Origin of the sequence: Nocardioides marmorisolisilvae (assembly GCF_003725775.1) — a bacterium.
In the GTDB taxonomy this organism is placed as follows: domain Bacteria; phylum Actinomycetota; class Actinomycetes; order Propionibacteriales; family Nocardioidaceae; genus Marmoricola; species Marmoricola marmorisolisilvae.
Genome location: NZ_RJSG01000003.1, coordinates 113307 through 135603 on the forward strand (window position 1 = coordinate 113307; position 22297 = coordinate 135603).

22 protein-coding genes, 3 tRNA genes and 1 pseudogene are annotated in these 22297 nt (G+C 71.1%); 16 read left to right on the forward strand and 10 right to left on the reverse strand.

Annotated features, from left to right (window positions below):
- A pseudogene (locus EFL95_RS19615) lies at positions 1 to 682 on the forward strand (hypothetical protein); the annotation flags it as partial.
- 3 nt (positions 683 to 685) lie between these two features.
- Here EFL95_RS19615 and EFL95_RS16015 read toward each other — a convergent pair.
- On the reverse strand, positions 686 to 1375 hold the full coding sequence (locus EFL95_RS16015) for an aspartate/glutamate racemase family protein (protein WP_123235384.1): 690 nt from the start codon (positions 1373 to 1375) through the stop codon (positions 686 to 688).
- Between the two features lie 90 nt (positions 1376 to 1465).
- Here EFL95_RS16015 and EFL95_RS16020 point away from each other — a divergent pair, with 90 nt between their 5' ends.
- The 4 genes from EFL95_RS16020 to EFL95_RS16035 all read left to right on the forward strand — a co-directional run bounded on the left by EFL95_RS16020 (position 1466) and on the right by EFL95_RS16035 (position 4466).
- Positions 1466 to 2866 (forward strand): ferredoxin reductase family protein, encoded by a 1401-nt coding sequence (locus EFL95_RS16020; RefSeq protein ID WP_221176472.1) that lies wholly within the window; start codon positions 1466 to 1468, stop codon positions 2864 to 2866.
- A gap of 4 nt (positions 2867 to 2870) precedes the next feature.
- Positions 2871 to 3581 carry an FMN-binding protein gene (locus tag EFL95_RS19620; protein WP_246005001.1) on the forward strand — a complete coding sequence of 237 codons (711 nt, stop codon included), beginning with the start codon at positions 2871 to 2873 and terminating at the stop codon, positions 3579 to 3581.
- Between the two features lie 3 nt (positions 3582 to 3584).
- Positions 3585 to 4349, forward strand: a complete 765-nt coding sequence (locus tag EFL95_RS16030) for an FAD:protein FMN transferase (protein WP_123235116.1) — start codon at positions 3585 to 3587, stop codon at positions 4347 to 4349.
- Positions 4350 to 4390: 41 nt separating this feature from the next.
- A tRNA-Lys gene (locus EFL95_RS16035) sits at positions 4391 to 4466 on the forward strand.
- A gap of 14 nt (positions 4467 to 4480) precedes the next feature.
- On the opposite strand, the gene EFL95_RS16040 is transcribed toward EFL95_RS16035, so the two are convergent.
- The 6 genes from EFL95_RS16040 to EFL95_RS16065 form a co-directional block, all read right to left on the reverse strand.
- The gene (locus tag EFL95_RS16040; RefSeq protein WP_123235117.1) at positions 4481 to 4735 is read right to left on the reverse strand and encodes a DUF6458 family protein; all 255 of its coding nucleotides are present in this window, start codon (positions 4733 to 4735) and stop codon (positions 4481 to 4483) included.
- A gap of 79 nt (positions 4736 to 4814) precedes the next feature.
- Positions 4815 to 5426: a class I SAM-dependent methyltransferase gene (locus tag EFL95_RS16045; protein ID WP_123235118.1), complete on the reverse strand. Its 612-nt coding sequence runs from the start codon at positions 5424 to 5426 to the stop codon at positions 4815 to 4817.
- Positions 5427 to 5435: 9 nt separating this feature from the next.
- Positions 5436 to 6353, reverse strand: coding sequence for an alpha/beta hydrolase (locus EFL95_RS16050; RefSeq protein WP_123235119.1), 918 nt, complete (start codon positions 6351 to 6353; stop codon positions 5436 to 5438).
- Positions 6353 to 7408, reverse strand: coding sequence for an NAD(P)H-dependent amine dehydrogenase family protein (locus EFL95_RS16055; RefSeq protein ID WP_123235120.1), 1056 nt, complete (start codon positions 7406 to 7408; stop codon positions 6353 to 6355). The genes EFL95_RS16050 and EFL95_RS16055 overlap by 1 nt, the downstream gene beginning before the upstream one ends.
- A gap of 49 nt (positions 7409 to 7457) precedes the next feature.
- A complete protein-coding gene (locus EFL95_RS16060) occupies positions 7458 to 8345 on the reverse strand; it encodes an LLM class flavin-dependent oxidoreductase (protein WP_123235121.1) in 888 nt (295 codons plus the stop codon).
- Positions 8346 to 8355: 10 nt separating this feature from the next.
- Positions 8356 to 9837 carry a flavin-containing monooxygenase gene (locus EFL95_RS16065; RefSeq protein WP_123235387.1) on the reverse strand — a complete coding sequence of 494 codons (1482 nt, stop codon included), beginning with the start codon at positions 9835 to 9837 and terminating at the stop codon, positions 8356 to 8358.
- A gap of 136 nt (positions 9838 to 9973) precedes the next feature.
- On the opposite strand from EFL95_RS16065, the gene EFL95_RS16070 reads away from it, so the two are divergent.
- Positions 9974 to 11440: a DUF1800 domain-containing protein gene (locus EFL95_RS16070; protein WP_183407219.1), complete on the forward strand. Its 1467-nt coding sequence runs from the start codon at positions 9974 to 9976 to the stop codon at positions 11438 to 11440.
- A 2-nt stretch (positions 11441 to 11442) separates the two neighbouring features.
- Complete coding sequence (locus EFL95_RS16075) at positions 11443 to 12690, forward strand: DUF1501 domain-containing protein (protein ID WP_123235122.1); 1248 nt, start codon at positions 11443 to 11445, stop codon at positions 12688 to 12690.
- On the opposite strand, the gene EFL95_RS16080 is transcribed toward EFL95_RS16075, so the two are convergent.
- Positions 12680 to 13189: a nitroreductase family deazaflavin-dependent oxidoreductase gene (locus EFL95_RS16080; RefSeq protein ID WP_123235123.1), complete on the reverse strand. Its 510-nt coding sequence runs from the start codon at positions 13187 to 13189 to the stop codon at positions 12680 to 12682. The two genes, EFL95_RS16075 and EFL95_RS16080, sit on opposite strands and share 11 nt — an antisense overlap.
- An 85-nt stretch (positions 13190 to 13274) precedes the next feature.
- On the opposite strand from EFL95_RS16080, the gene EFL95_RS16085 reads away from it, so the two are divergent.
- Entirely contained in the window at positions 13275 to 13952 is a 678-nt protein-coding gene (locus EFL95_RS16085) for a PaaI family thioesterase (protein ID WP_123235124.1), read from the forward strand.
- A gap of 12 nt (positions 13953 to 13964) precedes the next feature.
- Here the strand turns inward: EFL95_RS16085 and EFL95_RS16090 are convergent, their stop codons facing one another.
- Positions 13965 to 15407 (reverse strand): NAD(P)/FAD-dependent oxidoreductase, encoded by a 1443-nt coding sequence (locus EFL95_RS16090; RefSeq protein WP_123235125.1) that lies wholly within the window; start codon positions 15405 to 15407, stop codon positions 13965 to 13967.
- A 180-nt stretch (positions 15408 to 15587) separates the two neighbouring features.
- Between EFL95_RS16090 and EFL95_RS16095 the strand changes: the two genes are divergently transcribed.
- From EFL95_RS16095 to EFL95_RS16105, 3 genes are read left to right on the forward strand one after another with little or no spacing between them, the layout of a single operon-like run.
- Complete coding sequence (locus tag EFL95_RS16095) at positions 15588 to 16547, forward strand: ATP-binding protein (RefSeq protein ID WP_123235126.1); 960 nt, start codon at positions 15588 to 15590, stop codon at positions 16545 to 16547.
- Positions 16544 to 16960 carry a fluoride efflux transporter FluC gene (locus EFL95_RS16100; protein ID WP_123235127.1) on the forward strand — a complete coding sequence of 139 codons (417 nt, stop codon included), beginning with the start codon at positions 16544 to 16546 and terminating at the stop codon, positions 16958 to 16960. The genes EFL95_RS16095 and EFL95_RS16100 overlap by 4 nt, the downstream gene beginning before the upstream one ends.
- On the forward strand, positions 16957 to 17283 hold the full coding sequence (locus EFL95_RS16105; protein ID WP_123235128.1) for a fluoride efflux transporter FluC: 327 nt from the start codon (positions 16957 to 16959) through the stop codon (positions 17281 to 17283). The genes EFL95_RS16100 and EFL95_RS16105 overlap by 4 nt, the downstream gene beginning before the upstream one ends.
- Positions 17284 to 17352: 69 nt before the next feature.
- Here the strand turns inward: EFL95_RS16105 and EFL95_RS16110 are convergent, their stop codons facing one another.
- Complete coding sequence (locus tag EFL95_RS16110; protein ID WP_246005002.1) at positions 17353 to 17700, reverse strand: metallopeptidase family protein; 348 nt, start codon at positions 17698 to 17700, stop codon at positions 17353 to 17355.
- Positions 17701 to 17744: 44 nt separating this feature from the next.
- Between EFL95_RS16110 and EFL95_RS16115 the strand changes: the two genes are divergently transcribed.
- The 5 genes from EFL95_RS16115 (at position 17745) to EFL95_RS19625 (ending at position 22294) form a co-directional block, all read left to right on the forward strand.
- Positions 17745 to 17817 (forward strand) — tRNA-Glu (locus EFL95_RS16115).
- A 74-nt stretch (positions 17818 to 17891) separates the two neighbouring features.
- A tRNA-Asp gene (locus tag EFL95_RS16120) sits at positions 17892 to 17965 on the forward strand.
- Between the two features lie 88 nt (positions 17966 to 18053).
- A complete protein-coding gene (locus EFL95_RS16125; RefSeq protein WP_123235129.1) occupies positions 18054 to 19181 on the forward strand; it encodes a serine hydrolase domain-containing protein in 1128 nt (375 codons plus the stop codon).
- 121 nt (positions 19182 to 19302) lie between these two features.
- Positions 19303 to 19515 (forward strand): hypothetical protein, encoded by a 213-nt coding sequence (locus tag EFL95_RS16130; RefSeq protein ID WP_123235130.1) that lies wholly within the window; start codon positions 19303 to 19305, stop codon positions 19513 to 19515.
- Positions 19475 to 22294, forward strand: a complete 2820-nt coding sequence (locus EFL95_RS19625; protein ID WP_246005003.1) for an ATP-binding protein — start codon at positions 19475 to 19477, stop codon at positions 22292 to 22294. Before EFL95_RS16130 ends, EFL95_RS19625 begins: the two co-directional genes overlap by 41 nt.
- Positions 22295 to 22297: the final 3 nt, after the last annotated feature.

Below are 22297 nucleotides of genomic sequence, written 5' to 3' on the forward strand. Positions count from 1 at the left end.
AGACGAGGTCGTCATCGAGGACTGGATCGAGGACGAGCCTGCGGAGGACGAGCGAGCCGACGAGCCGACGACTGACGAGGTGCCGGCGGAAGAACCGTCCGAGGACGTTGTCGACCTCCCGGTCGAGGAGCCGTACGTCGCCGAGCCGGTCGAGGACGAGACCGAGATCGAGGACGAGGAAGAACCCGAGCCGGCCCCCGAGCCCGAGCGCCTCGAAGCCCCCGCCGCGCGGGCGTCCACCGAACCGGTCCCGCGCTTCGTCGAGTTCCGTCCGGGCAACTCGCTCAGCTACCTGTTCGGCACCCTGTTCGCGATCTTCTTCGTCGGCGCCGTGATCGGCATCTTCTGGGCCGTCTCCAACGGCGGCCGGCCCGCGCTGATCGCCGCCGGAGCAGCCACCTTCGCTGCGATGGCGAGCTGGTGGGCACTGCTCAACTGGACCCCGGCGATCGTCTCGATCAGCAACGGGACCCTGGAGATCTCCCGCGGATCCACCGGCGAGAGCTGGGACCTGCGCGACCCGGCGACCGAGCTCACGATGCCCGAGAAGGTCACCCGCTCCTGGAAGGCGACCCTGCGGAACGACGTCGGGAAGCAGTTCACGATCACCTCGTCGACCGTGGAGCCCGAGCAGTTCGTGTCGATCGTCGAGCACTACCGGGCACTCGGCCCGGAGAACTAGCCGCTACGCCAGCGCCCAGTCCACGGCCGCCTCGGCATGCAGCCGGGTCGTCGGCAGCACCGGCACCGGGCTGTCGTCCTGACCGATCAGCAGCTCGATCTCGGTGCAACCCAGGATGACGCCCTCGCAGCCGGCCGCGACCAGGCGCCCGATCACCTCGACGTACGCAGCCCGGGACTCGTCCTTCACGATGCCCAGGCAGAGCTCGTCGTAGATGACCCGGTGGACCAGGGCCCGGTCCTCGGCGTCGGGTACGAGGACCTCCAGACCGTGCCCCGCGAGCCGGTCGCGGTAGAAGTCCTGCTCCATCGTGAACGCGGTGCCCAGCAGCCCGACCTGGGTCAGCCGGGCTGCGGTGGCGGCCGCGGCCGTTGCGTCGGCTAGGTGCAGCAGCGGGATCCCGACCGCCTCCTCGATCGCGTCCGCGACCTTGTGCATGGTGTTGGTGCAGAGCACGATCACCTCGGCTCCGGCGGCCTCGAGCTGGCGCGCAGCGTCGGCCAGCATCGCGCCGGCCTCAACCCAGCGTCCGGAGACCTGGAGCTCCTCGACGGTCGCGAAGTCGACCGAGCGCAGCAAGCAGTCCGCCGAGTGCAGCCCGCCGAGGCGGTCCCGGACCAGCTCGTTCACCAACCGGTAGTACTCGGCGCTGCTCTCCCAGCTCATCCCGCCCAGGAGTCCGATGCGTTTCACACCGACCACCCTGGCAAACCCGGAGGTCGTTCGGGCTGAGATTTCCGCGGTAGCTGCCGATCAGGAGGGCTCAACCAGGAGGAAGTCCGCGTGACGGCACTGTTCGAGCCCCACCCGACCCGGAACCTCGCGCTGGGCCGCGCTGCCCGGCGTGACGCCGGCACCCGCCGTACGGCGGTCGCGCTGCTCTGCGCCAGCCTGCTCCTGGTCACCTTCTGGTGGGCCCACGACGGCGGGGTGCAGGACCTCGGCACGCTCGCCGGCGCGATGATGTCGATCGGACGCCTGTCCGGCCTGGTCGCCTCGGTTCTGCTGCTCGCCCAGGTCGTGCTGATGACCCGCGTCCCGGCGCTCGAGCGTGCCTTCGGCCAGGACGAGCTCGCGCGGCTGCACCGCCTGGTCGGGTTCACCTCGTTCACCCTCATGCTCGTGCACGTCCTGACGATCACCGACGGGTACGCCGCCGCGCGTCTTTCCGCGACACCAGCGACCTTCTGGGACCTGACCGTGCACTACTCCGGCATGCTGCTCGGGGTCGTCGGGACCGCCTGCCTGGTCATGGTCGTCGTCACCAGCATCAAGGCGGCCCGCCGACGCCTGCGCTACGAGTCGTGGCACCTGCTGCACCTCTACGGCTACCTCGGTGTCGGCCTCGCGCTGCCGCACCAGCTCTGGACCGGGCAGGAGTTCACCGACTCCCCCGGCAAGACCCTGTTCTGGTGGACGGCCTGGGGCGTGGTGGCCGGGGTCGTGCTGACCTGGCGGGTCGGCGTACCGGTGTGGCGGAACCTCCGACACCGGCTGGTGGTGGACGGCGTGGTTACCGAGGCTCCGGGGGTGTGGTCGGTGCACGTGACCGGGCGCCACCTCGGGGACCTGGACGTCCGCGCCGGCCAGTTCTTCACCTGGCGGTTCCTCGACGGTGCCGGCTGGACCCGGGGCAACCCGTACTCGCTCTCGGCCGAGCCCGACGGCCGCCGCCTGCGCATCACCGTCGCCGACGCGGGTGACGGGAGCCGCCGGGTGGCCGGGCTCCGGCCGGGGACCCGCGTCCTCGTCGAGGGCCCGTACGGCCGCCTGAGCTCGCGGGCGCGGACCGCCCCGAAGGTCGCGTTCATCGGCGCCGGTGTCGGCATCACCCCGCTGCGGTCCCTGGCCGGAGAGCTCCCGTACGCCGCGGGCGACGCGTTCTACCTCGAGCGGTTCACCAGCACCGCGTTGTTCACCGACGAGGTCGACGCCCTCGCGACGTCCCGAGGGCTCGCAGTGCTGCGACTCCCCGGACGGCGCCGCGCCCCCGACTCGTGGCTGGGCGAGGGCATCCCCGCGGACGTCGACGACCTGGCCGCACTGCGGCACTGGCTGCCCGACGTCGCCGAGCGCGACGTGTACCTGTGCGGGCCGCGGCCGTGGACGGACCTCGTCCGCACCACCCTCGCCCGAGCCGGGCTCCCGGACGAGCGCCTGCACCTCGAGAGCTTTGCGTGGTGACCCCGTGAACCGCATCGTCTACTGGGCCCTGAGCACCGTGTCCGTCCTCGTGCTGCTGTTCGGCTACCACACCTCGACGGCCGGCCCGATGCTCGCGAGCAGCGACAGCTCCGTGCACCGGGAGTTCACCGCCTCGGTGCCCACCGCCGGCGCGGGCGGCGAACCCCCTCCGCCGACGAGGACGACCGGCACCCCCACGAGCAGGCCGACGCACCGCGCGCACCCGAAGGCACACCGGCGCGCCACCCAGCCGACCCCGTCGGCGACGGCCACGCCGACAGCCCACCGGCCGACCGCGACCTCGAAGCCGTCGCGGACCAGCGCAGCGCCGAAGCCGAGCTCGGCTCCGACGCACCACTCCACGCCGACCCCGGTCAAGACCACCAGCCCGACCCCGAAACCCACTCCCAAGCCGACCCCCAAGCCCACCCCGAAGCCGCCGAGCAGCAGGACGCTGACCGGGTCGGTCGCGTCGACCCGGTGGGGACCCGTCCAGGTCCAGCTCAAGGTCACCGGCACGACGATCACCAGCGTGACCGTGCTCCAGTACCCGAACGCCAACTCCCGCGACATCACCATCAACAACCGGGCGCTGCCGATCCTCATCAACGAGACGCTCCAGGCCCAGGGCGCCTCGATCGACATGGTCTCCGGTGCCACGGTCACCAGCGTCGGTTACCTGAAGTCGCTGCAGAGCGCGCTCGACCAGCTCTGAGCCATGACCACCCCCGTCCGGTACGTCGAGCAGGTGATGGGCATGCCCATCAGCCTCGCCCTGCGCGGACGGTGGGCGGGCACTCCGGTCGCCGATCGCGCGTGGGGTCGGGTCGTCGACTCGCTGCGCGCGGTGGACGCGGTGTTCTCGACGTACCGATCGGACAGCTGGGTCTCCCGCCTCGGCCGCGGTGAGGTCACCGTCCAGGAGTGCCCGGCGATGGTCGGCGAGGTGCTCGTGCTCGCCGAGCAGGCGCGCCTCGAGTCGGGCGGAGCCTTCGACGTCTGGTCGGCCGGCTCCGAGGAGGCGGGCGGCCTCGACCCCAGCGGAGTGGTCAAGGGGTGGGCGGTGCAGCGGGCCGTCGCCGAGCTCGACGTCCTCGAGGACACCGACGTCTGCCTCTCGGCCGGTGGCGACCTGGTCTGCGTGACCCGGCGCCCGGACGCTGATCCGTGGCGGATCGGCATCGAGGACCCGCACGACCCCTCCCGGGTGATCGCGGTGGTCCCGGTGCTCGACGGCGGGGTGGCCACCTCAGGGCTCGCGCACCGCGGTGCGCACATCGTCGACCCGCGAACGGGACGTACACCGAGCGAGCTCGCCTCGATCACCGTCGTGGGCGACGACCTGACCTGGGCCGACATCGACGCCACCGCCGCGTTCGTGATGGGTGCGTCCGGGATCGACTGGCTGACCGCCCGCGGCCGCACCGGCGTCGCGGTGCTGGCCGACGGGTCAGCGCGGACCTTCGCTCCGACCGACCGCTAGGCTGCGCCGGTACGGACCGACCGCGCGACGGGCGTCCGTGCGGGCCTCTAGCTCAACTGGCAGAGCAGCGGACTTTTAATCCGCGGGTTCAGGGTTCGAGCCCCTGGGGGCCCACCACAGCGCCCACACCGTCAGCGGTAGCGGCGCTCCTCGACGATCGGGTCGTCCACGTAGTGCCGGTCGTGCACAGCCGCGCTGTCGACGACCACGTGACGCCGGCGGTAGCGGTCGGTCAGCGCGAAGGACAGCACGATCGCGAGGATGCCGCAGACGATCAGGATGACGCCCAGGGCGTTGTCGTTGACGTAGCTCAGGTCGACGGTGATGACGTCGAAGGCGAGGATGAGGCCGAGCACGAGCAGCACGATGCCGAGTCCGATGTACATGTCGCACGTCCTTCCGTTCCCGCAGCGCGGTGCCGCGAGCTCTCGGAAGACACGTGCCCGACCGGGCCGAGAGGAAACGTCAGGCGCTCGCCGTGCCGAGCGAGAAGGCGGCCGCGAACCGCGGGCCGTCGGCGTAGAACTGGTCGAGCTCGGCCATCGTGAAGCCGGCGTCGGTGATCATCCGCGGGATCTCGCGGTTGAAGTTGCACCCGCCGGCGACCACCCGCTCGATCGGGTTGAGCCGGTGCTGCCAGCGCTGCACCTTCTCGTCCGGCGCGAGGCCGTGCTCGACGAAGTGCAGCGTCCCGCCGGGACGCAGCACGCGGCGCAGCTCCTTCAGCGCGGCCACCCCGTCCGGGATCGTGCAGAGCGTCCAGGTGCTCAGCGCGGTGTCGAACGAGTCGTCCGCGAACGGCAGCCGCTGGCCGTCCAGGCCTGCGCGCTCGATCGGCACCGACGTCGACGCGACGTTGTCGGCACCCAGGCGCCAGCCGACGTCGGAGGGTTCGACTGCCGCGACCCGGGTCACAGCCTCGGGGTAGAAGGCGACGTTGAGGCCCGAGCCGAAGCCGACCTCGACGACCTCACCGTGCAGGCCGGCGCAGACCCGGGAGCGGTACTTCTTCATCTCGCCGGTGCCGCAGGCCAGGTTCACGATCCGCGGCACGATCCTGTCGCCGTAGAACCCCAATCGACCCTCCTAGGCGTGCAGGGCCCGCTTGAGCGCGCCCACCAGGTCATCATTCATCCTCTGGACGACGGCCGCACCCGGGACGAGCTGCGCACCGTGGAACGCGCCCGGGTAGTTGTGCACCTCGACCGGTACGCCGGCCGCGAGCAGCCGCATCGCGTAGGTGAGGCCCTCGTCGCGCAACGGGTCGAGCTCGCAGGTGACCAGGTAGGTCGGCGGGAGGCCGGAGAGGTCCTCGGCGCGGGCCGGGGCGGCGTACTGGTCGGCCTGCTGTCCGCCGAGGTAGTACTCCCAGGACTTGATCGCCTGGGGACGGGCCCACATCGGGGTGTTCGTGAACGCCGTCATCGACGGTGTCTCGAGCCGGTCGTCGAGCTCGGGGATCCCGAGCGCCTGGAAGCACAGCGCCGGGCCGCCGCGGTCGCGGGCCAGCAGGGCGGTCGCCGCCGACAGGCCGCCTCCGGCGCTCTGTCCGTGTACGGCCAGCCGGTTCGTGTCCACACCTTCGAGCGCGGCCAGGAACTTCAGCGCGGTGTAGCAGTCCTCGAGCCCGGCTGGGTAGGGGTGCTCGGGAGCGAGCCGGTACCCGACGTTGACCACGACCGCCTGCACCGCGTTGGCCAGGGAGACCGCGCCGCCGTGCTCGGTGTCGATGCTGCCGATGCAGAACCCGCCGCCGTGCAGGTAGAGGATCCCGGGCAGGTCACCCGCGACGCCGCGCGGCCGGTAGATGCGCACGGGCACGCCGTCGGCGACCTCGTCGCGGATCTCGACCGACTCCTCGCCGGGCACCGGACCCGCCGGCAGCCACTCATCGAACATCGCCCGCGCGGCAGGGATGTCGTCGAACGCGCCGCTGGTGTCCGGAATCAGCTCGACGATCGGAGCGAGCTCCGGGTCCAGCGACGGGAACTGGCTGACGTCCATCAGCGCGCCAGGTCGGGGTGGGCCCGGCCGGTGACCAGCGGCATCTGGACGAAGGTGAGGATGCCCGGGTCGGCGGCGCAGACGTAGGGGATCGAGTTCACGCAGTGCGCGGCGGTGACCACGATGCCGGGGTTGCGCTCGAGCCCGGCGGCGACGGTCGTCGGGTGCCAGCCGTGGATGGTCACGTGGCAGTCCGGGTCGCCCTTGACCTCGACCTCGAACCGGACACCGTCCGGGCCGTACTTCCACGGCGGGTCCAGGTGCTCGTCGCCCATCAGCCAGTTCACCGCGACGCGGACGACCTTGGTGTCGCCGACGAAGGCCTCCCAGGCGAACTGCTGGGCAGCCACCTGGCCGGGCTCGATGGTGCCGATGGGCGAGTCGATCGGTGCGGTGGCCACCGCGATCTCCCGGGTCGCGCGGATCTCGGCGTCGGCGAACCCGAGCGTGTCCAGGCACATCTGCACCGACTGCTCGAAGCCGTTGGCGAGCAGTGCCAGCATCGGGCCGTTCATCGCCTCCTCCGGCGATTGGCCGAAGCCCATGATGTGCCGGACGACGTCGGGGGCGTTGTAGGTGCGGATGTCGGAGTACTCCTCACCGCGCACGTAGGTGATCGCCGAGGACAGGCCGGCGAAGAACAGCGGCTGCTGCTCGGTGGCACCGCCCGGGTCGATGCCGGTGCCGTGCAGGGTGACGCCGCCCTCGAGGCAGGCGGGCTCCATCCGGGCCTTCTCCTCGGCGCTCGGCCAGAACCACCCGAGCGGGGTGACCACGTTCTTGCCCGAGCGCAGGATCGCCGCGACCTCCTTGGGGTTCGGCATCAGCGGCGAGTACAGGACGCAGTCGGCCTCCATCGCGAGGATCTCGTCCATGCTGCTGGTCGCCGTGACCCCGATCGGGTCGGTGCCGATGATCTCGCCGACGTCCTTGCCGGACTTCTCCTCCGAGTGCACCCAGCACCCGACGAGCTCGAGATCGGGGTGCAGCCGGATGTGCTCGATCGCGGCGCGGCCGACCCCACCGGTCGCCCACTGGATCACCTTCAGCGTCATGCCAGGAATAGAACACGTTCTAGCGAACGAGCGTCAAGACCCTGACCGGTCAGGCGCGGGCGGCGGCGACCTCCGCGGCCACGTCGACGAAGGCGGGATCGGTCGTCGCCGGCACCAGGATGAACTCGTCGCAGCCCGCGGCCTCGGCGCCGTCGAGTACGGCCGCGAGCGCCTCGGGCGAGGCGGTCCGGGCGGTGGCGGCGATCGCCTCGGCGAGCTCCCGCCCCAGGAACGCCAGGTAGCGCGCGGTGAAGGACCGCAGCACCTCCTCGGCCGCGGGGACACCGAGCGCGACGAAGCAGCCGCTGACCTTGCGCGGACCGGACTCCCGTCCGGCCTCCGCCCAGCTCTTCTCCGCCAGCAGGTTGGTGCGCTCGATCTCGTCGCGGTCGCCGGCGATGCTGAACGCACTGATGCCGTCGGCCCAGGTCGCGGCTCGCGTCATCGCCTTCGGACCCATCGCGCCGGCGAGGATCACCGGGCCGTCGGGCTGGACGGTCGGCGGACCGACCGGGTCGGCCCCGGGGAACGGCGGCTGGCCTGCCAGCAGTGCCTTGAGCTCGAGCACCTTCTCGTCGAGGCGCTTGTGCCGGGCGGTGAACTCGGCGTCCAGCGCGCGGTAGTCGTGCTCACGACCCCCCACGCCGACCGCGACCTCGAGGCGGCCGTCGGCGAGCTGGTCGAGGGTGCCGATCTGCTGGGCCACCATCGCCATCGGGTGCTGCGGCAGCACCCACAGGTTGGCCAGCACCCGCACCCGCTCGGTGACCGCGGCGCACGCCCCGAGCGTCGCCACCATCTCCGGGTTGTCGAAGGTGACCCGCTCGCCCGCGGACACGCTCGAGAAGGGGCCGGCGTCGATGCGACGGGCCCACTCGACGGTCGTCCCCGGGCCGTAGCCGGGCGCCATCTGGGGTAGCGCGACACCGATCTCCATGCGGGGGAGGTTATGCGACCGCGTCGGCGTTCACCGGCGCATCACGGAATTCGAGAACGCCGTCGGCGATCGGGTCGTGCAGCAGGACCTTCACGTCGAGCTTGTAGTTCATCTCCATCCGCCACGGGTCGCGCTTGCCCTGCCGCGGCACCACCGCGCGCGCCCGACGGGCGTACCCGGAGTCGAGGATGTCGAGCATGGATTCGTCGAGCAGGTTGTCGCCGTGGTCACGCGCCACCACCACCGCCTTGCCGTGGTCGTCGAGATGGCTGAGCAGGCGGCACAGGTACTCACCGGCGATGTCGACCTTCAGCGTCCAGGACGCGTTGGTGTAGCCGAAGACCCAGATCAGGTTCGGCACGCCCTCGATCAGCACGCCCTTATAGACGAGCTGGTCGTGCAGGTCGCGGCGCTCGCCGTCGACGTACAGCTCGAAGCCACCGAGCATCTGCACCTGCAGGCCGGTGGCGGTGACGATCACGTCGGCCGGCAGCTCGGCTCCCGAGGACAGCCGGACACCGCTGTCGGTGAACTGGTCGATCGTGTCGGTGACGACCGAGATCGACCCGTCGGCCACGCCGGCGAACAGGTCCCCGTCGGAGACCGCGCACACCCGCTCGTCCCAGGGGTTGTAGCGCGGCGTGAAGTGGGCCATGTCGACGCCGTCGCCGACCTGCTTGCGGACGCTGCGCAGCAGCCACCAGCGCATCACCTTCGGCCAGCGCCGGCAGGCCTTGAAGGTGATCCGCTGGAAGGTCACCCAACGCCACTTCACGAACCGGTAGACGGCCCGCTCGGGCAGCACCCGGGCCAGCGCGGCCGCGAGGGTGTCGCGGACCGGCACGTTGTACATGTACGTCGGCGAGCGCTGCAGCATGGTCACGTGACCGGCCGTCGGCGCCATTGCCGGCACCACGGTCACCGCGGTCGCGCCGCTGCCGATGACCACGACCTGCTTGCCCGCGTAGTCGAGGTCCTCGGGCCAGAACTGCGGGTGCACCAGCTCGCCGCGGAAGTCGGCGGAGCCCGGGAACTCCGGCAGGTAACCGGAGTCGTAGTTGTAGTAGCCCGTGCAGGTGGCCAGGAAACCGCAGGTCCAGATCTCGATCCGGCCGCTGTCCACGTCCTCCACCGCGACCGTCCACCGGGCATCAGCGCTCGACCAGTCGGCGCGCAGCACGCGACGCCCGAAGGTGATCAGCCGCTCGACGCCGTACTCGACCGCGGTCTCGTGCAGGTACTCCTTGATCGAGCCGGCGTCGGAGAGCAGCTGGGGCTGCTGCCACGGCCGGAACTCGAACGCCATCGAGTACATGTCGGAGTCAGAACGGATCCCCGGGTAGCGGAACAGGTCCCAGGTGCCGCCGATGTCCTGGCGGCGGTCGATCAGAGCGATGGTCCGCTCGGGGTGCTCGCGCCGCAGCCGGCACGCAGTGCCGATGCCCGAGATACCGGCGCCGATGATGAGGACGTCGACGTGGTGGGAGGTCATGGCTCCCAGGTTCACCGACCGCGCGCGCCCTTGTCTCTACCTGGCGCGAACTTTTTCGACCGTTCCGCTCAGGTTGCGCTCCCCGGTGCCGATGAAGCACCGGACGAGGGAACCGAGAAGGGCGTCGAAGACCACGATGGCAGCCAGCTTTGTCCCGGCCACCTACGCCGGCACCCGCATCCTCGACGCGCGCTCGCGCCTGGTCGTCAACCGCTTCACCGGGGGGTGGAACCTCGCCACCCGGGACGAGGTCAAGGCCGCCGGAGGCATCGACCGCTGGTTCGCCCACCAGCTGTCCCCGAGCTCGATCTCGGACACCTTCTACACCGGGTCGGCCTCGTGGTGGTACGCCAACAAGGCCGACCCCCTGAAGGTCTGGGAACGCGACGACGCCGGGATCGAGAACGTCTGGGCCGCCAACGCGAACTACCAGCGCTGGTCGATGCTGCGCCGGATGTACTCCAAGCGCCAGGTGCTCGAGACGATGGCCGCCTTCTGGGAGCACCACTTCCACGTCCCGACCGCCGGCGGACCCTCGGGCGGGCACCGGATGGAGTACGGCCGCGTGCTCCGCAGCCACGCCCTAGGCCGGTTCGACACCCTGCTCAACGCGGCGATCACGCACCCGGCGATGGGCTGCTACCTGGGCAACGCGTCCTCGACGAAGTCGGCGCCGAACGAGAACCTGGGCCGCGAGCTGCTCGAGCTGCACACCGTGGGTCGCGCCGCCGGCTACACCGAGGACGACGTGAAGAGCTCGGCGCGGATCCTCACCGGTTACCGCGTCGACGTCTGGAACACCTGGGTGGCCAGCTACCAGCCGAGCTCGCACTGGACCGGCGCGGTGAAGGTGCTCGGCTTCACCAGCCCCAACACGTCCTCGGACGGGCGTGCGGTGACGAAGGCCTACCTCGACTACCTCGCCCACCACCCGTCGACCGCCCAGCGGATCGCGCGCAAGCTCGCCGTCCGGTTCGTCTCGGACAACCCGAGCCAGGCCCTGGTCGACCACCTGGCCACGGTGTTCCTGGCGAACGACACCGCGATCGCGCCGGTCCTCAAGGCCCTGGTGGCGAGCCAGGAGTTCCGCTCGTCGGCCGGCAAGAAGGTGCGCACGCCCGAGGAGGACGTGATCGCGACGTACCGGGCCCTGGGGGTGAAGGTCGGCTCGCCGAAGTCCAACTCGTCCGCCGCGGTTCTGATGCTCTGGCAGGCGCACCAGATCGGCCAGGGACCGTTCGAGTGGCCGCGCCCCGACGGTCGCCCGGACTACGCCGGCGCCTGGTCCTCGGTGTCCCGCGTGCTCGGATCGTTCGCCGTGCACTACGAGATGGCCGGCACCTGGTGGCCGAAGGTCGACATCACCTACAAGTCACCGGCGTCCTGGCTGCCGAAGTCCTCGATCCGCTTCGACGCCCTGGTCGACCACATGTCGCGCACGATCCTCGGGCGGACCTCGACCTCGCTCCTGCTCCGCGTCGCCTGCCAGGCGACCGGGATCGGTCCCGCGACGGTGATCACCAAGGAGCACGCGCTGATCCGCTGGAACATGCCGCGGCTGCTGACGGTGTTCCTGGACAACCCGAACCACATCGGAAGGTGACCATGAACGACTGCTGCGAGGAGTTCGGCCAGGTCTCCCGGCGCGGCCTGCTGCGAGGCGCTGCGGGTGTCCTCGGCGTCGGCGCGGCCACCTCGGTCTTCGGCGCGACCTTCATGCAGACCTCGTACGCCGCGACGCAGTCGGCCGACAACGTGCTGGTGCTGCTCTCCCTGCGCGGTGCCGCCGACGGCCTCTCCCTGGTGGTTCCGCACGCGGACCCGGCGTACTACGCCGCCCGCCCGCACATCGCGATCCCCTCGGACAAGCTGCTGGCCAAGGACGGGTTCTTCGGGCTGCACCCGTCGATGAAGGCGATGCTTCCGCTGTGGAACGCCGGCAAGGTGGCCGCCGTGCACGCCACCGGGCTGCCGGTCGCGAACCGCTCGCACTTCTCGGCGATGGAGGAGCTCGAGGACGCCGACCCCGGGTCCACCGCCCGCGTCGGGTGGCTGAACCGCCTGATCGGCCAGGACACCTACACCCACCCGCTGGAGGGGATCGGCCTCGGCATGTCCGTGCCGATCACGGCGCTCTACGGCCCGGAGCCGACGGTGACGACCACGTCGGTCGACGACCTCGAGGTGTCCGGCGCCGACGACGGTACGGGTCGGCGCACGACCTCGATGCACACCATGTGGTCCTCGGCCCCGGGGGTGCTCGGCAAGGGCGCTCGCTCGGCACTGACCGCGGTCGCCGACTTCACGCCGGTCCGCAAGACCGCGGAAGCGCCCTGGAACGGGGCTGTCTACTCCGACGACGACCTCGGCCGCGCACTGCACGCGGCAGCCAGGACGATCAAGGGCGACGTCGGCGCCCAGGTGATCGCCGTCGACCACGAGGACGGCTGGGACATGCACGTGGGGCTCGGCACCCTGGAGTGGGGCCGGATGATCGACAACGCGGCGGCCCTGGCCACCTCGATCTCCGGCTTCTTCACCGACCTCGGCTCCCAGGCCTCGAAGGTGACGCTGGTGACGATCTCCGAGTTCGGCCGCCGGGTGAAGGAGAACGCCAACTACGGGCTCGACCACGGGCACGGCAACGTGATGTTCATCGTGGGCGCCGGCGTGAAGGGCGGCTACTACGGCACCTGGCCGGGCCTGCAGAACAGCCTCGACGCCGACCTCGCGGTGACCACCGACTACCGCAGCGTGCTCTCCGAGATCGTGGTCAAGCGCCTCGGCGCCTCTTCGGCCGCGGTCTTCCCCGGCTTCGCCCCCGAGACCGTCGGGGCCGTGCTCAGCGCCTAGGCGAGCAGACGACCACGGGGATCTGCCGCTCGGTGCGCGCCTGGTAGCCGTCGTACCCGCTGTACAGCGCGTTGGCGAGCCCCCAGAGCCGTTCCCGTTCCGCGCCTACGGCCTCGCGCGCGGTGTAGGCACCACCGTGCGGTCCGACGTGCAGACCGACCTCCGGGTTCGCGCGGATGTTGAGCAGCCAGGTCGGGTCCTCCGGCGCACCGCCCTTCGACGCGATCAGCACCACGTCGTCGCCGTCGGTGAAGTAGGCCAGCGGCGTCTGCCGTGCCAGTCCGCTCTTCCGGCCGGTGGTGGTCAGCACGACCAGGACGTCCGACCCGGTGCTGTTGAACCGTCCCTTGCTGATCCGCATCAGGAACGGGTCCAGGACCCGCCCGATGTGCACCAGGTACCAGGTCACCACCCGCAGCTGCGCGAGCCGCTCGGCGGTGCGCGCGACGGCGCCCTTCACCTGGTGCGGGTCGTTCGGCGGTACGAGCGTGTCGGCCATCCGCAGATCATGGCCCGCCGCAGCGCCGCGCGGAAGTGCTGCGACTCACGGTGCACAGAACTGGAACTCGTTCTAGTCTGGCTGGATGACGCCGCCGTTCGAGTACCGCACCGTCGACATGACCGACGAGGAGTTCGCCGAGGAGCAGGCCGTGTACGGCGGGCTCACCGAGGCGCTGCGGCGGCTGAACGAGGTCAGCCTGCGCACCACGATGCCGCACGACGTGATCCTCGAGGCCACCCGCAAGGTCGAGGAGCTCTCCGAGCTGCTCAGCGCCGAGATGATCCCGGGCAACTTCGGTGTCGTGGTCACCACCAGCGGTCACGTCCGCGGTTACGGGAACACCGTCGTCGGGATGCGCAACGCGATCGCTCCCCCGTTGAAGATCGTGCAGGACCACGTCAAGGGCGGCGCCAGCTCGGAGTTCTTCCTCAACGCGCTCTACGAGGGTCCGCCGGGCAAGGTGCACGGCGGCGTGCTGGCGCTGGTGCTCGACCAGATCTTCGGCGAGGCGGCCGCGGCCGGCGGCACCCCGGGCATGACGGGGACGCTGACGCTGCGCTACCGGCAGCCGACCCCGCTGGGCGCCTGCTCGGCCGAGGCCTGGGTGGACTCGACGGCCGGGATCAAGACGATCGTGAAAGGCGCGCTGAAGGACGCCGAGGGCAACGTCACCGTCGAGGCCGAGGGCCTGTTCATCCTGCCGCGCTGGGCGCGCGAGCAGCTCGCCGCGTCCGGGGAGACCCCGCCGCAGTACGAGTGACGCCGAGGTCGGTCAGCCGACCTTCACACCACGCCGGTTGGAGTCGGTCAACCTGACCTCTTCCTGCGCCCGCTCCTCCAGCTCCTCGCGGGTCGGCACCGGGCTCGGCGCGCTGACCAGGTCGGCGGTACCGCCCTGGAGCCGCTTGAGCGCCTCGCGCGCGAAGATCTGCTGCTCGGTCACGGTCCGCTCGGAGCGGTCGTTGCCGATGAACGTCACCGTCCAGTGCAGCAGCGCGGTCACCTGGTTCTTGAACCCGGTGATGTAGAAGAGGTGCACGGCCAGCCACATCAGCCAGGCCACGAACCCGGACAGCCGGAGCTTGCCGACGGTGGCGACCGCGCTGAACCGCGAGATCGTCGCCATGCTGCCCTTGTCGAAGTACTTGAAGCCGGTCTGCGGAGCCTTGCCGCGCAGGCGGCCGTCGATCTCGCGGGCGGCGTACCGGGCACCCTGGATCGCGACCTGGGCGACGCCGGGGAGGTTGTCGAGCGCGACCATGTCGCCGACGACGAACACCTCCGGGTGACCCGGCAGCGTCAGGTCGGGGTTCACCGCGATCCGGCCGGCACGGTCCAGGGCGGCACCGGTCTGCTCGGCGAGGGTCTTGCCCAGCCCGCTGGCCTGGACACCGGCGGCCCAGACCTTGGTGACCGCTTCGATGCGGCGGCGCTCGCCGGACTTGTCCTGGACCTCGAGGCCGCGCTCGTCGACCTCGACGACCATCGCGCCGAGCTGGACCTCGACGCCGATCTCCTCGAGCTTCTTCTGCGTCCAGCCGCCGAGCTTCGCGCCGAACGGCGGCAGCACCTGCGGCGCGGCGTCGAGCAGGATCACCCGGGCCTTGCGGGTGTTGATCGAGCGGAAGTCGCTCTTCAGGGTCTTGTGGGCGAGCTCGGCGATCTGGCCGGCCATCTCCACGCCGGTCGGCCCGGCACCGACGACGACGAAGGTCAGCAGGTGGTCGACCTCCTGGCCGCGGGCCGCCATCACCTCGGCGAGCTCGAAGGCGCCGAAGATGCGGCCGCGCAGCTCGAGCGCGTCGTCGATGCTCTTCATGCCCGGGGCGAACGTCGAGAACTGGTCGTTGCCGAAGTAGGACTGGCCGGCACCCGCCGCGACGATCAGCGAGTCGTACGGCGTCTCGAGCTCGCGGCCCAGCACGTGCGAGGTGACGGTCTTGGCGGTCAGGTCGATGTCGGTGACCTCACCCAGGAGGACCGAGACGTTGTCCTGCGACGAGAGCACCTCGCGGGTCGGCGGCGCGATCTCGCCCTCGGAGAGGATGCCGGTGGCCACCTGGTACAGCAGCGGCTGGAACAGGTGGTGCGTCGTCTTCGCGATCATCGTGATCTGGACGTCGGAGTTGCGCAGCGCCTTGGTCCCGAACAGCCCGCCGAAACCGGAGCCGATCACGACAACGCGGTGCGGTTGCTTCGTCGTCTTCTCAGCCATGTGTCCATTGTCTCGGATTGGGTTCTCCCGCCACAATCGAGGGGCCGTCTGGTACGTCACACCGGGTCCCGGTGCTCAGGTGCCCTCCGCAACTTCGGGTACCCGATGTGGTTTCATCGAACCGGAGGGATGGGCAACAGCCCTGATGAACCCACTCTCGTCCCCAGGAGTCGAATCCCTGTGCCCTGGAACAAGCGCACGCTTCCACTGCCGGCCGGAGCGCCGTCGGTCAGGATGGCGCGCGAGTGGGTCTCCGGGGTCCTCGACGAGATCGGCCGCACCGAGCTCGCCGAGAGCGCGCGACTGGCCGTCTCCGAGCTCGTCACCAACGCCCTGCTGCACGCCGAACCGCCGATGACCGTGCACGTCCGCGGCACCGTCGAGCACCCGCGGATCGAGGTCACCGACCAGTCGATGGTGCCGCCGCAGCCGCGGCACTCCACGCCACTGGTCAACGCCGACGACGAGCTCACCTGGACCACCGTCGGTCGGGGCCTGGACCTGGTGGCGAGCTTCGCCCGCCGCTGGGGCGCCGACATCGACCCCCGTGGGTTCGGCAAGGTGGTCTGGTTCGAGCCGGCCGCCGAGGTTCGCGAGAACCCGGCCGAGGGCGAGCTCTTCGACCTCGACGACGCGATCGCGCAGCGCGGCGAGGAACCCGCCGACCCCGAGTCGATGCTCACCATCGAGCTGCTGGGCATGCCGACCGAGCTGTTCTCGCACCTGCGGCTGCACTTCAACGAGCTTGGCCGCGAGCTCCGCCTGCTCGCGATCACCGACCCGGACCGGTACCCGATCGCCGTCGAGTTCGCCGAGACCTACCTGCAGATCGAGCACGAGCGCCGCCAGGTCGTCGGGCTGGACGACCTGGACAGCGCGATGGACGCGCACAAGGACACCGTCGACCTCGCCTACCGGGTGCCGGCGACCGCCCCGGAGTCGATGTCCCGGGTGGCGGTGCTCCTCGAGGAGATCTACCGCAGCTTCGCGCAGGAGAAGCTGCTCGCCGTACGGCCGTCCCCGGAGCTGATGTCGCTGCAGCGCTGGTACCTCGGCGAGTTCAGCCGCCAGGCGAACGGGCACCGGCCGATGCCGTGGGTCGGACCGACCCGCCTGGTCGGGCGCCAGGAGGTCTCGTGACCCCACCCCCGCTGGGCCGTGCACTCGCGGCGGCCGCGGTCGGGGGCGTGCTCGGCTCGCTGGCGCGCTACGGCCTGACCGAGTGGCACGCCGTCGGGACCGGCTTCCCGTGGACCGTGTTCGCGATCAACGTCGTGGGCAGTGCGCTGCTGGCGGCCCTGCCGGCCTTCGCCGTCGTACGCCGCTCGCCCCTGCTCGGGGTGTTCCTGGGCACCGGGGTGATGGGCGGCTTCACCACGATGTCGGCCGCATCGGCGGAGACCGTCACGCTCTTCGAGCACAACCGGGACCTCACCGCGTTCTGCTACGTCGCCGGGACGCTGGTCGCCGCCCTGGTCGCGGTCGCGGTCGTCGACCGGTGGAGCACGGCCGCTGCCCGCGCCGATGCCGAGGAGTCCGGGGTGGACGAGTGAGCGCGCTGCTGGTGGCCCTCGGGGCGGCCGTCGGTGCACCGGCCCGGCTGCTCGCGGGCCGCGCCCTGGACCGGACCGTCCACTGGGGCACCCTGCTGGTCAACCTGCTCGGGTCGGCACTGCTGGGATGGCTGGTCGGGCACGGCGTCGGCACGGACGCGATGACCTTGTGGGGCACCGGGTTCTGCGGTGCGTTCACGACGTACTCGGCGGTGGCGGTCCAGTCGGTGAACAAGGGTGGCTGGCGCGGGCTCGCGTACGCCGTGATCACGGTGGTGGCTTGCCTGGGCGTCGCCTGGCTCGGCTACGCCCTTGCTCGTTGAGCCTGTCGAAACGTGGTGACGTTCGCGCAAACCTCGCCGGGTTTCGACAAGCTCAACCAGCACACGGAGCTAGCCCCAGCCCCACGCGTGCAGCTGCTCGTCGTCGATCCCGAAGTGGTGCGCGAGCTCGTGCACCACGGTGATCTCGACCTCCTCGGCCAGCTCCTCGGCGTCCTCGCACATCCGCAGCAGCGGCCCCCGGTAGATGAAGACCTGGTCCGGAGCCTGGAAGGTGTAGCCGCTGTCCCGCTCGGTCAGCGGGGTGCCGACGTACAGGCCGAGCAGGTCCGGCTCGTCCTCGGGCGGCTCCTCCTCGATCAGCACCACGACGTTGTCCATCAGGCCGGCGAGCGGGCCGGGGATGCGGTCGAGGGCGTCCGCGACCAGCTCCTCGAAGGCGTCGTCGTCCAGGTCCACGGTCCGAGCGTAGTGACCGGTGCCCTATGCTTGGTCGGTCCCAAGCCCCCATCGTCTAGTGGCCTAGGACGTCGCCCTTTCACGGCGGTAGCACGGGTTCGAATCCCGTTGGGGGTGCGATTTCAGTGCTGAGGTCCCGATGCGTTAGCATTCCGTGGCTTCGCAAATGCACCACCTTGAAGCAAGCACCAGGCCCCGTAGCGCAGTTGGTTAGCGCGCCGCCCTGTCACGGCGGAGGCCGCGGGTTCGAGTCCCGTCGGGGTCGCAAGTGAAACAGCCCGGACCACCAGGTCCGGGCTGTTCTGCGTTCGGGACGCGCTCCACGCCCGTGCGCGGACCCCTAAGGTGACCCCGTGGTCGACGGCACCTGCGCAGACGAGTTCAGCCCGCTCCGGGACCTCCTCGAGGAGAACCTCGCCAACGGCGAGGACCGCGGCGCCAGCGTCGCGGTGGTGCACGACGGCGAGCTGGTCGTCGACCTCTGGGGTGGCGAGGCCCGTCCGGGCGTCCCGTGGGAGCGGGACACCATCACCCAGGTCTGGTCGGTCACGAAGACGATGGTGGCCCTGGCGCTCCTGACCCAGGTCGAGAAGGGACTCATCGACCTGGACGCGCCCGTGGCGACGTACTGGCCCGAGTTCGGGGCTGCGGGCAAGGAGAGCGTCCTGGTCCGCCAGGTCCTCGGGCACACCAGCGGTGTGCCGGGCTGGACCGAGCCGGTCAGCATCGAGGACATCTGCGACCTGGAGAAGTCCGAGGCGCTGCTGGCCGAGCAGGCACCGTGGTACGAGCCCGGTTCCGCGCCGGCCTACCACCTGGTCAACCACGGCCACCTGGTCGACGGGATCGTCCGCGGCGCGACCGGCCGCACCGTGGCGGACATCCTGCACACCGACATCATGGAGCCGCTGGGCGGCGGCTTCCGGCTGGGCGTCCCCGACGACGAGCTGGACCTGTGCGCCGACCTGTCGAACCCGCCGCCGTCGAACACCGACTACAGCGCGATGTCGCCGGACGCGTTCCTGCTGCGGACGATCTTCAACCCGCTGGTCGCGCCGGAGACGGTGTGCAACACCCCGGCCTGGCGCCGGAGCGCGGTCGGGGGCGCCGGCGGACACGGGAACGCCCGCGGCATCGCCCAGGCCCAGGCGCTCATCTCCCACGGCGGCTCGTACGGAGGCCTGGAGCTGCTCTCGGCGGGCACCGTCGAGCGGATCTTCGAGGTCCAGGCCGAGGGACCCGACCTGATGCTGCTGGTCCCGGTGCGCTTCGGGATGGGCTACGCCCTGCAGATGCCGACCGCCCCGGTCATCCCGGAGGGCCGGATCTGCTGGTGGACCGGGTACGGCGGGGCGATCGTCGTCAACGACCTCGACACCCGCACCACGGTCGCGTACGCGCCGAACCGGCTGGCCGACCACATGGTCTCCTCGCCGCGGACCGACGGGTACGTCCGCGCCGCCCTCGCTGCCGTCCGCTGAGCGCGGATACGGGTACTGAGCCCCGGTTTCCGTAGTCGGTTCCGTAGTCGCTGCGGATGTCGGGGTACCCCCGCAGATCGGACGATCGGGTCATCAGGAAAACCGACCCGAGGAGCCCGAGATGACCACCTACATCACCCGCCAGATGACCACCGCCCGCATCGACGACCTGCGCGCCCAGGCCGACCGCCGGCGCACCGCCCGCGCCTGCCGCGGCGAGCGCAGCCTGTTCTCCCGGCTCGTCCGGGGCGCAACGAGCGCACGCCCGGCCTCCGAAAATGCAGAATGGTGGGGTGCAGCTGCCACCGCCACCGGCCGGGGTCTCCCGGCGTGAAGGTGAGGTCCTCGCGCTGGTCGGCGAGCACCTCACCAATGCGGAGATCGCCGAGCGGCTGTTCATCTCCGTCCGCACCGTCGAGTCCCACGTCGCCACGCTTCTCCGCAAGCTCGACCTCCCCGACAAGCGGGCCCTCGCTGCCCATGCCGTCGCCGCTACCGGAGGATCCGGCTCCGGAGCAGCCGCGGACGAGGATCTCGAGGCCGCAGACCTCGGAACAGCGGTCCTTCCGGTAGCGCTCACCTCCTTCGTGGGCCGCCACGACGAGCGCCGGGCCCTGGTCGAGCTCGTCGAGAACGAACGCCTGGTCACGCTCCTCGGACCTGGCGGCGTCGGCAAGACGAGGCTGGTGACCGTGACGGCCGGCGACCTCGTGGGGGTCTTCGACGGCGTCTGGTACGTCGACCTGGTGCCGGTCGCGGATCCTGACTCGATCGCCGCCGCGGTGGCCGGCGTCCTGGGCGTCAAGGAAATCCCCGGTCGCACGCTCACCGAGACGCTGTCGGCCTGGATCGGATCGCGCCGCCTCCTGATCGTCCTGGACAACTGCGAGCACGTCCTGGACGGCGCGGCCGCGTTCGCCGAGCGCATGCTCGCCGGGTGCGAGAAGCTCACCCTCCTCGCGACCAGCCGCACCCGGCTGATGCTGCCCTTCGAACGGGTCTTCGCGGTGCCGGGGTTGTCGCTTCCTGCCGGGGACGACCCCGGGGACGCGGTCCGGCTCTTCGAGGAACGAGCGACCACCGTCGGGGCCGCGCTGGGTGAAGCGGACCGCGACCGGGTCGCCGCGATCTGCTTCCAGCTCGACGGGGTCGCCCTCGCCATCGAGCTGGCGGCCTCACGACTGCCGAGCCTGGGCCTCGACGGCCTGGAGGCCGGGCTGACCGAACCGCTGCTGATGCTCTCCGGCGGGACCCGGGTGCACGAGCGGCACCACTCGCTGCGCGCGACGCTCGACTGGAGCTGGTCGCTGCTCGACGACGACCGGCGCGCGCTGCTCGAGCAGGTCTGCGTCTTCGCCATGCGGTTCTCCGCCGCCGATGCCGCCGCGGTGGTCGAGCCCGAGGCTTCGGTGGCTGCCACCGTCGAGGGTCTGGCGCACCTGGTCGACAACAGCTTGCTGATCGCCCGACCCTCACCGACCGGGACCCGGTACCGCGCGCTGGAGACCGTGCGTCAGTACGGGCAGGAGCTTCTCGAGGAACGCGGCCAGCTCGACGGGCTCCGTTCCCGTCACCTGCGCTGGTGCCTGGGCACGGCCAGCGCCCTGCACGAGCGGCAGGAAACCGGCGACCCGACCTGGCGGACGGCTTTCGACCAGGTCAGCGACGACCTGCGGGCAGCGCTGATGGCCGCCGCGGGGGACGACGTCACCGACGACGTCGCCTCCCGGCTGGCCGTGCTCCTGGCCCGGCTCGACTTCGCCCGGGGCCAACCGGCCGCTGCGCAACGCGGGTTCGCCCAGGCCGCGCAGCTGGCCCAGCGCCCGGCCGACCAGCTCGCGGCACTGATCGACGCCGCCAACTCGGCGCTCGCGCGCCAGTCGGGCAACGACTACCTGCGGCTCCTGGACCAGGCCGTGGCCCTGGCCGAGGAGGTCGACGACCGGACCACGGCAGCCGTGCTCTCCGCACGGGCCGCCGAGGTGATCATGCGGTTCCAGGGCGTCTTCCCCGAACCGCTGACCCGCGACGACGCCGTCCGCTACCTCGACGCCGCGATCGCCGTCGGCTCCACGGACCTGGGCGTCCGCGCGTCGGTCGCGCTCGCCGAGGTCGGGGTGGAGGGCGGCCTCGACCGAGCCGAGGCAGCGGTCGAGCTGGCGCGGGCCTCGGGTGACCCACTCCTGCTGAGCGCCGGGCTGGACGCCGTGACCGCCGAGATCCTCGTGCACGGCGATCTCGCGGGCGCAGCACGCACGGTGCAGACCCGGATGGAGCTGCTCGCCACCGTCCCCGAGGAGATCCCGGCAGCGATGGAACTCAACGACTGCTACCTGATGGGCGCCGACGTCCTCATCGCAGCCGGGGACCTGCGGGGCGCGGCCGAGTCCGCGGACCGGCTCGCTGCACTTCCGTTCTACGAGGGCGTCCAGTACGTCGCCATCTCCCGGCAGCTCCGCGTCGACTTCGCGGTGGGTGAGATCGCCAAGGTCGTCGAGGGCGGCGAGCGGTTCGAGCGCACCTGGGACCGCGCCGGACGGCCCGCCATCGGCCAGCTCGGACCGAGCGCGTTGTCGGTGGCAGCGGCGCACGCTCTCCGTGGGGACGACGACCGCGCGACTGCCTGGAGGAGCCTGTGCCGGGACCTCCGGGGCGGCTTCCCGGAACCGTCCACCTCGTCCCCCTCCTTCGACGCCCTGGTGCTGCTCCACCGCGACGACCCGCACGGCGTCCTGGCCCTCCTCCCGGACGACCCGTCCGAAGGGAAGGCCGTGGGCGGTGCCGGCGCCAACGGTTGGCACCTCGGGTTGTGGCGGCCGTGGTGGACGGCGTACTGGGCCGAGGCGTCCGTGCTCGCGGACCTGCCGGACGCCCTCGAGCGGGTCGAGCGCACTCGTCCCCACGTGACCGCGAACCCGATCGCCTCAGCGATCCTGGACCGCGCGGCGGCCCTGGCCGCCGGTGACCTCGACGCGGTGCTGGCGACCCAGGAGGCGATGCGGGCCGCCGGGTGTCGCTACCAGGAGGCCCGCACGCTCCTGCTCGCCGGGAAACGGCACCGGACCGCGGGCGTGAAGCTGATGGCCGAGCTGGGCATTCCTGACGTCACCTGAGAG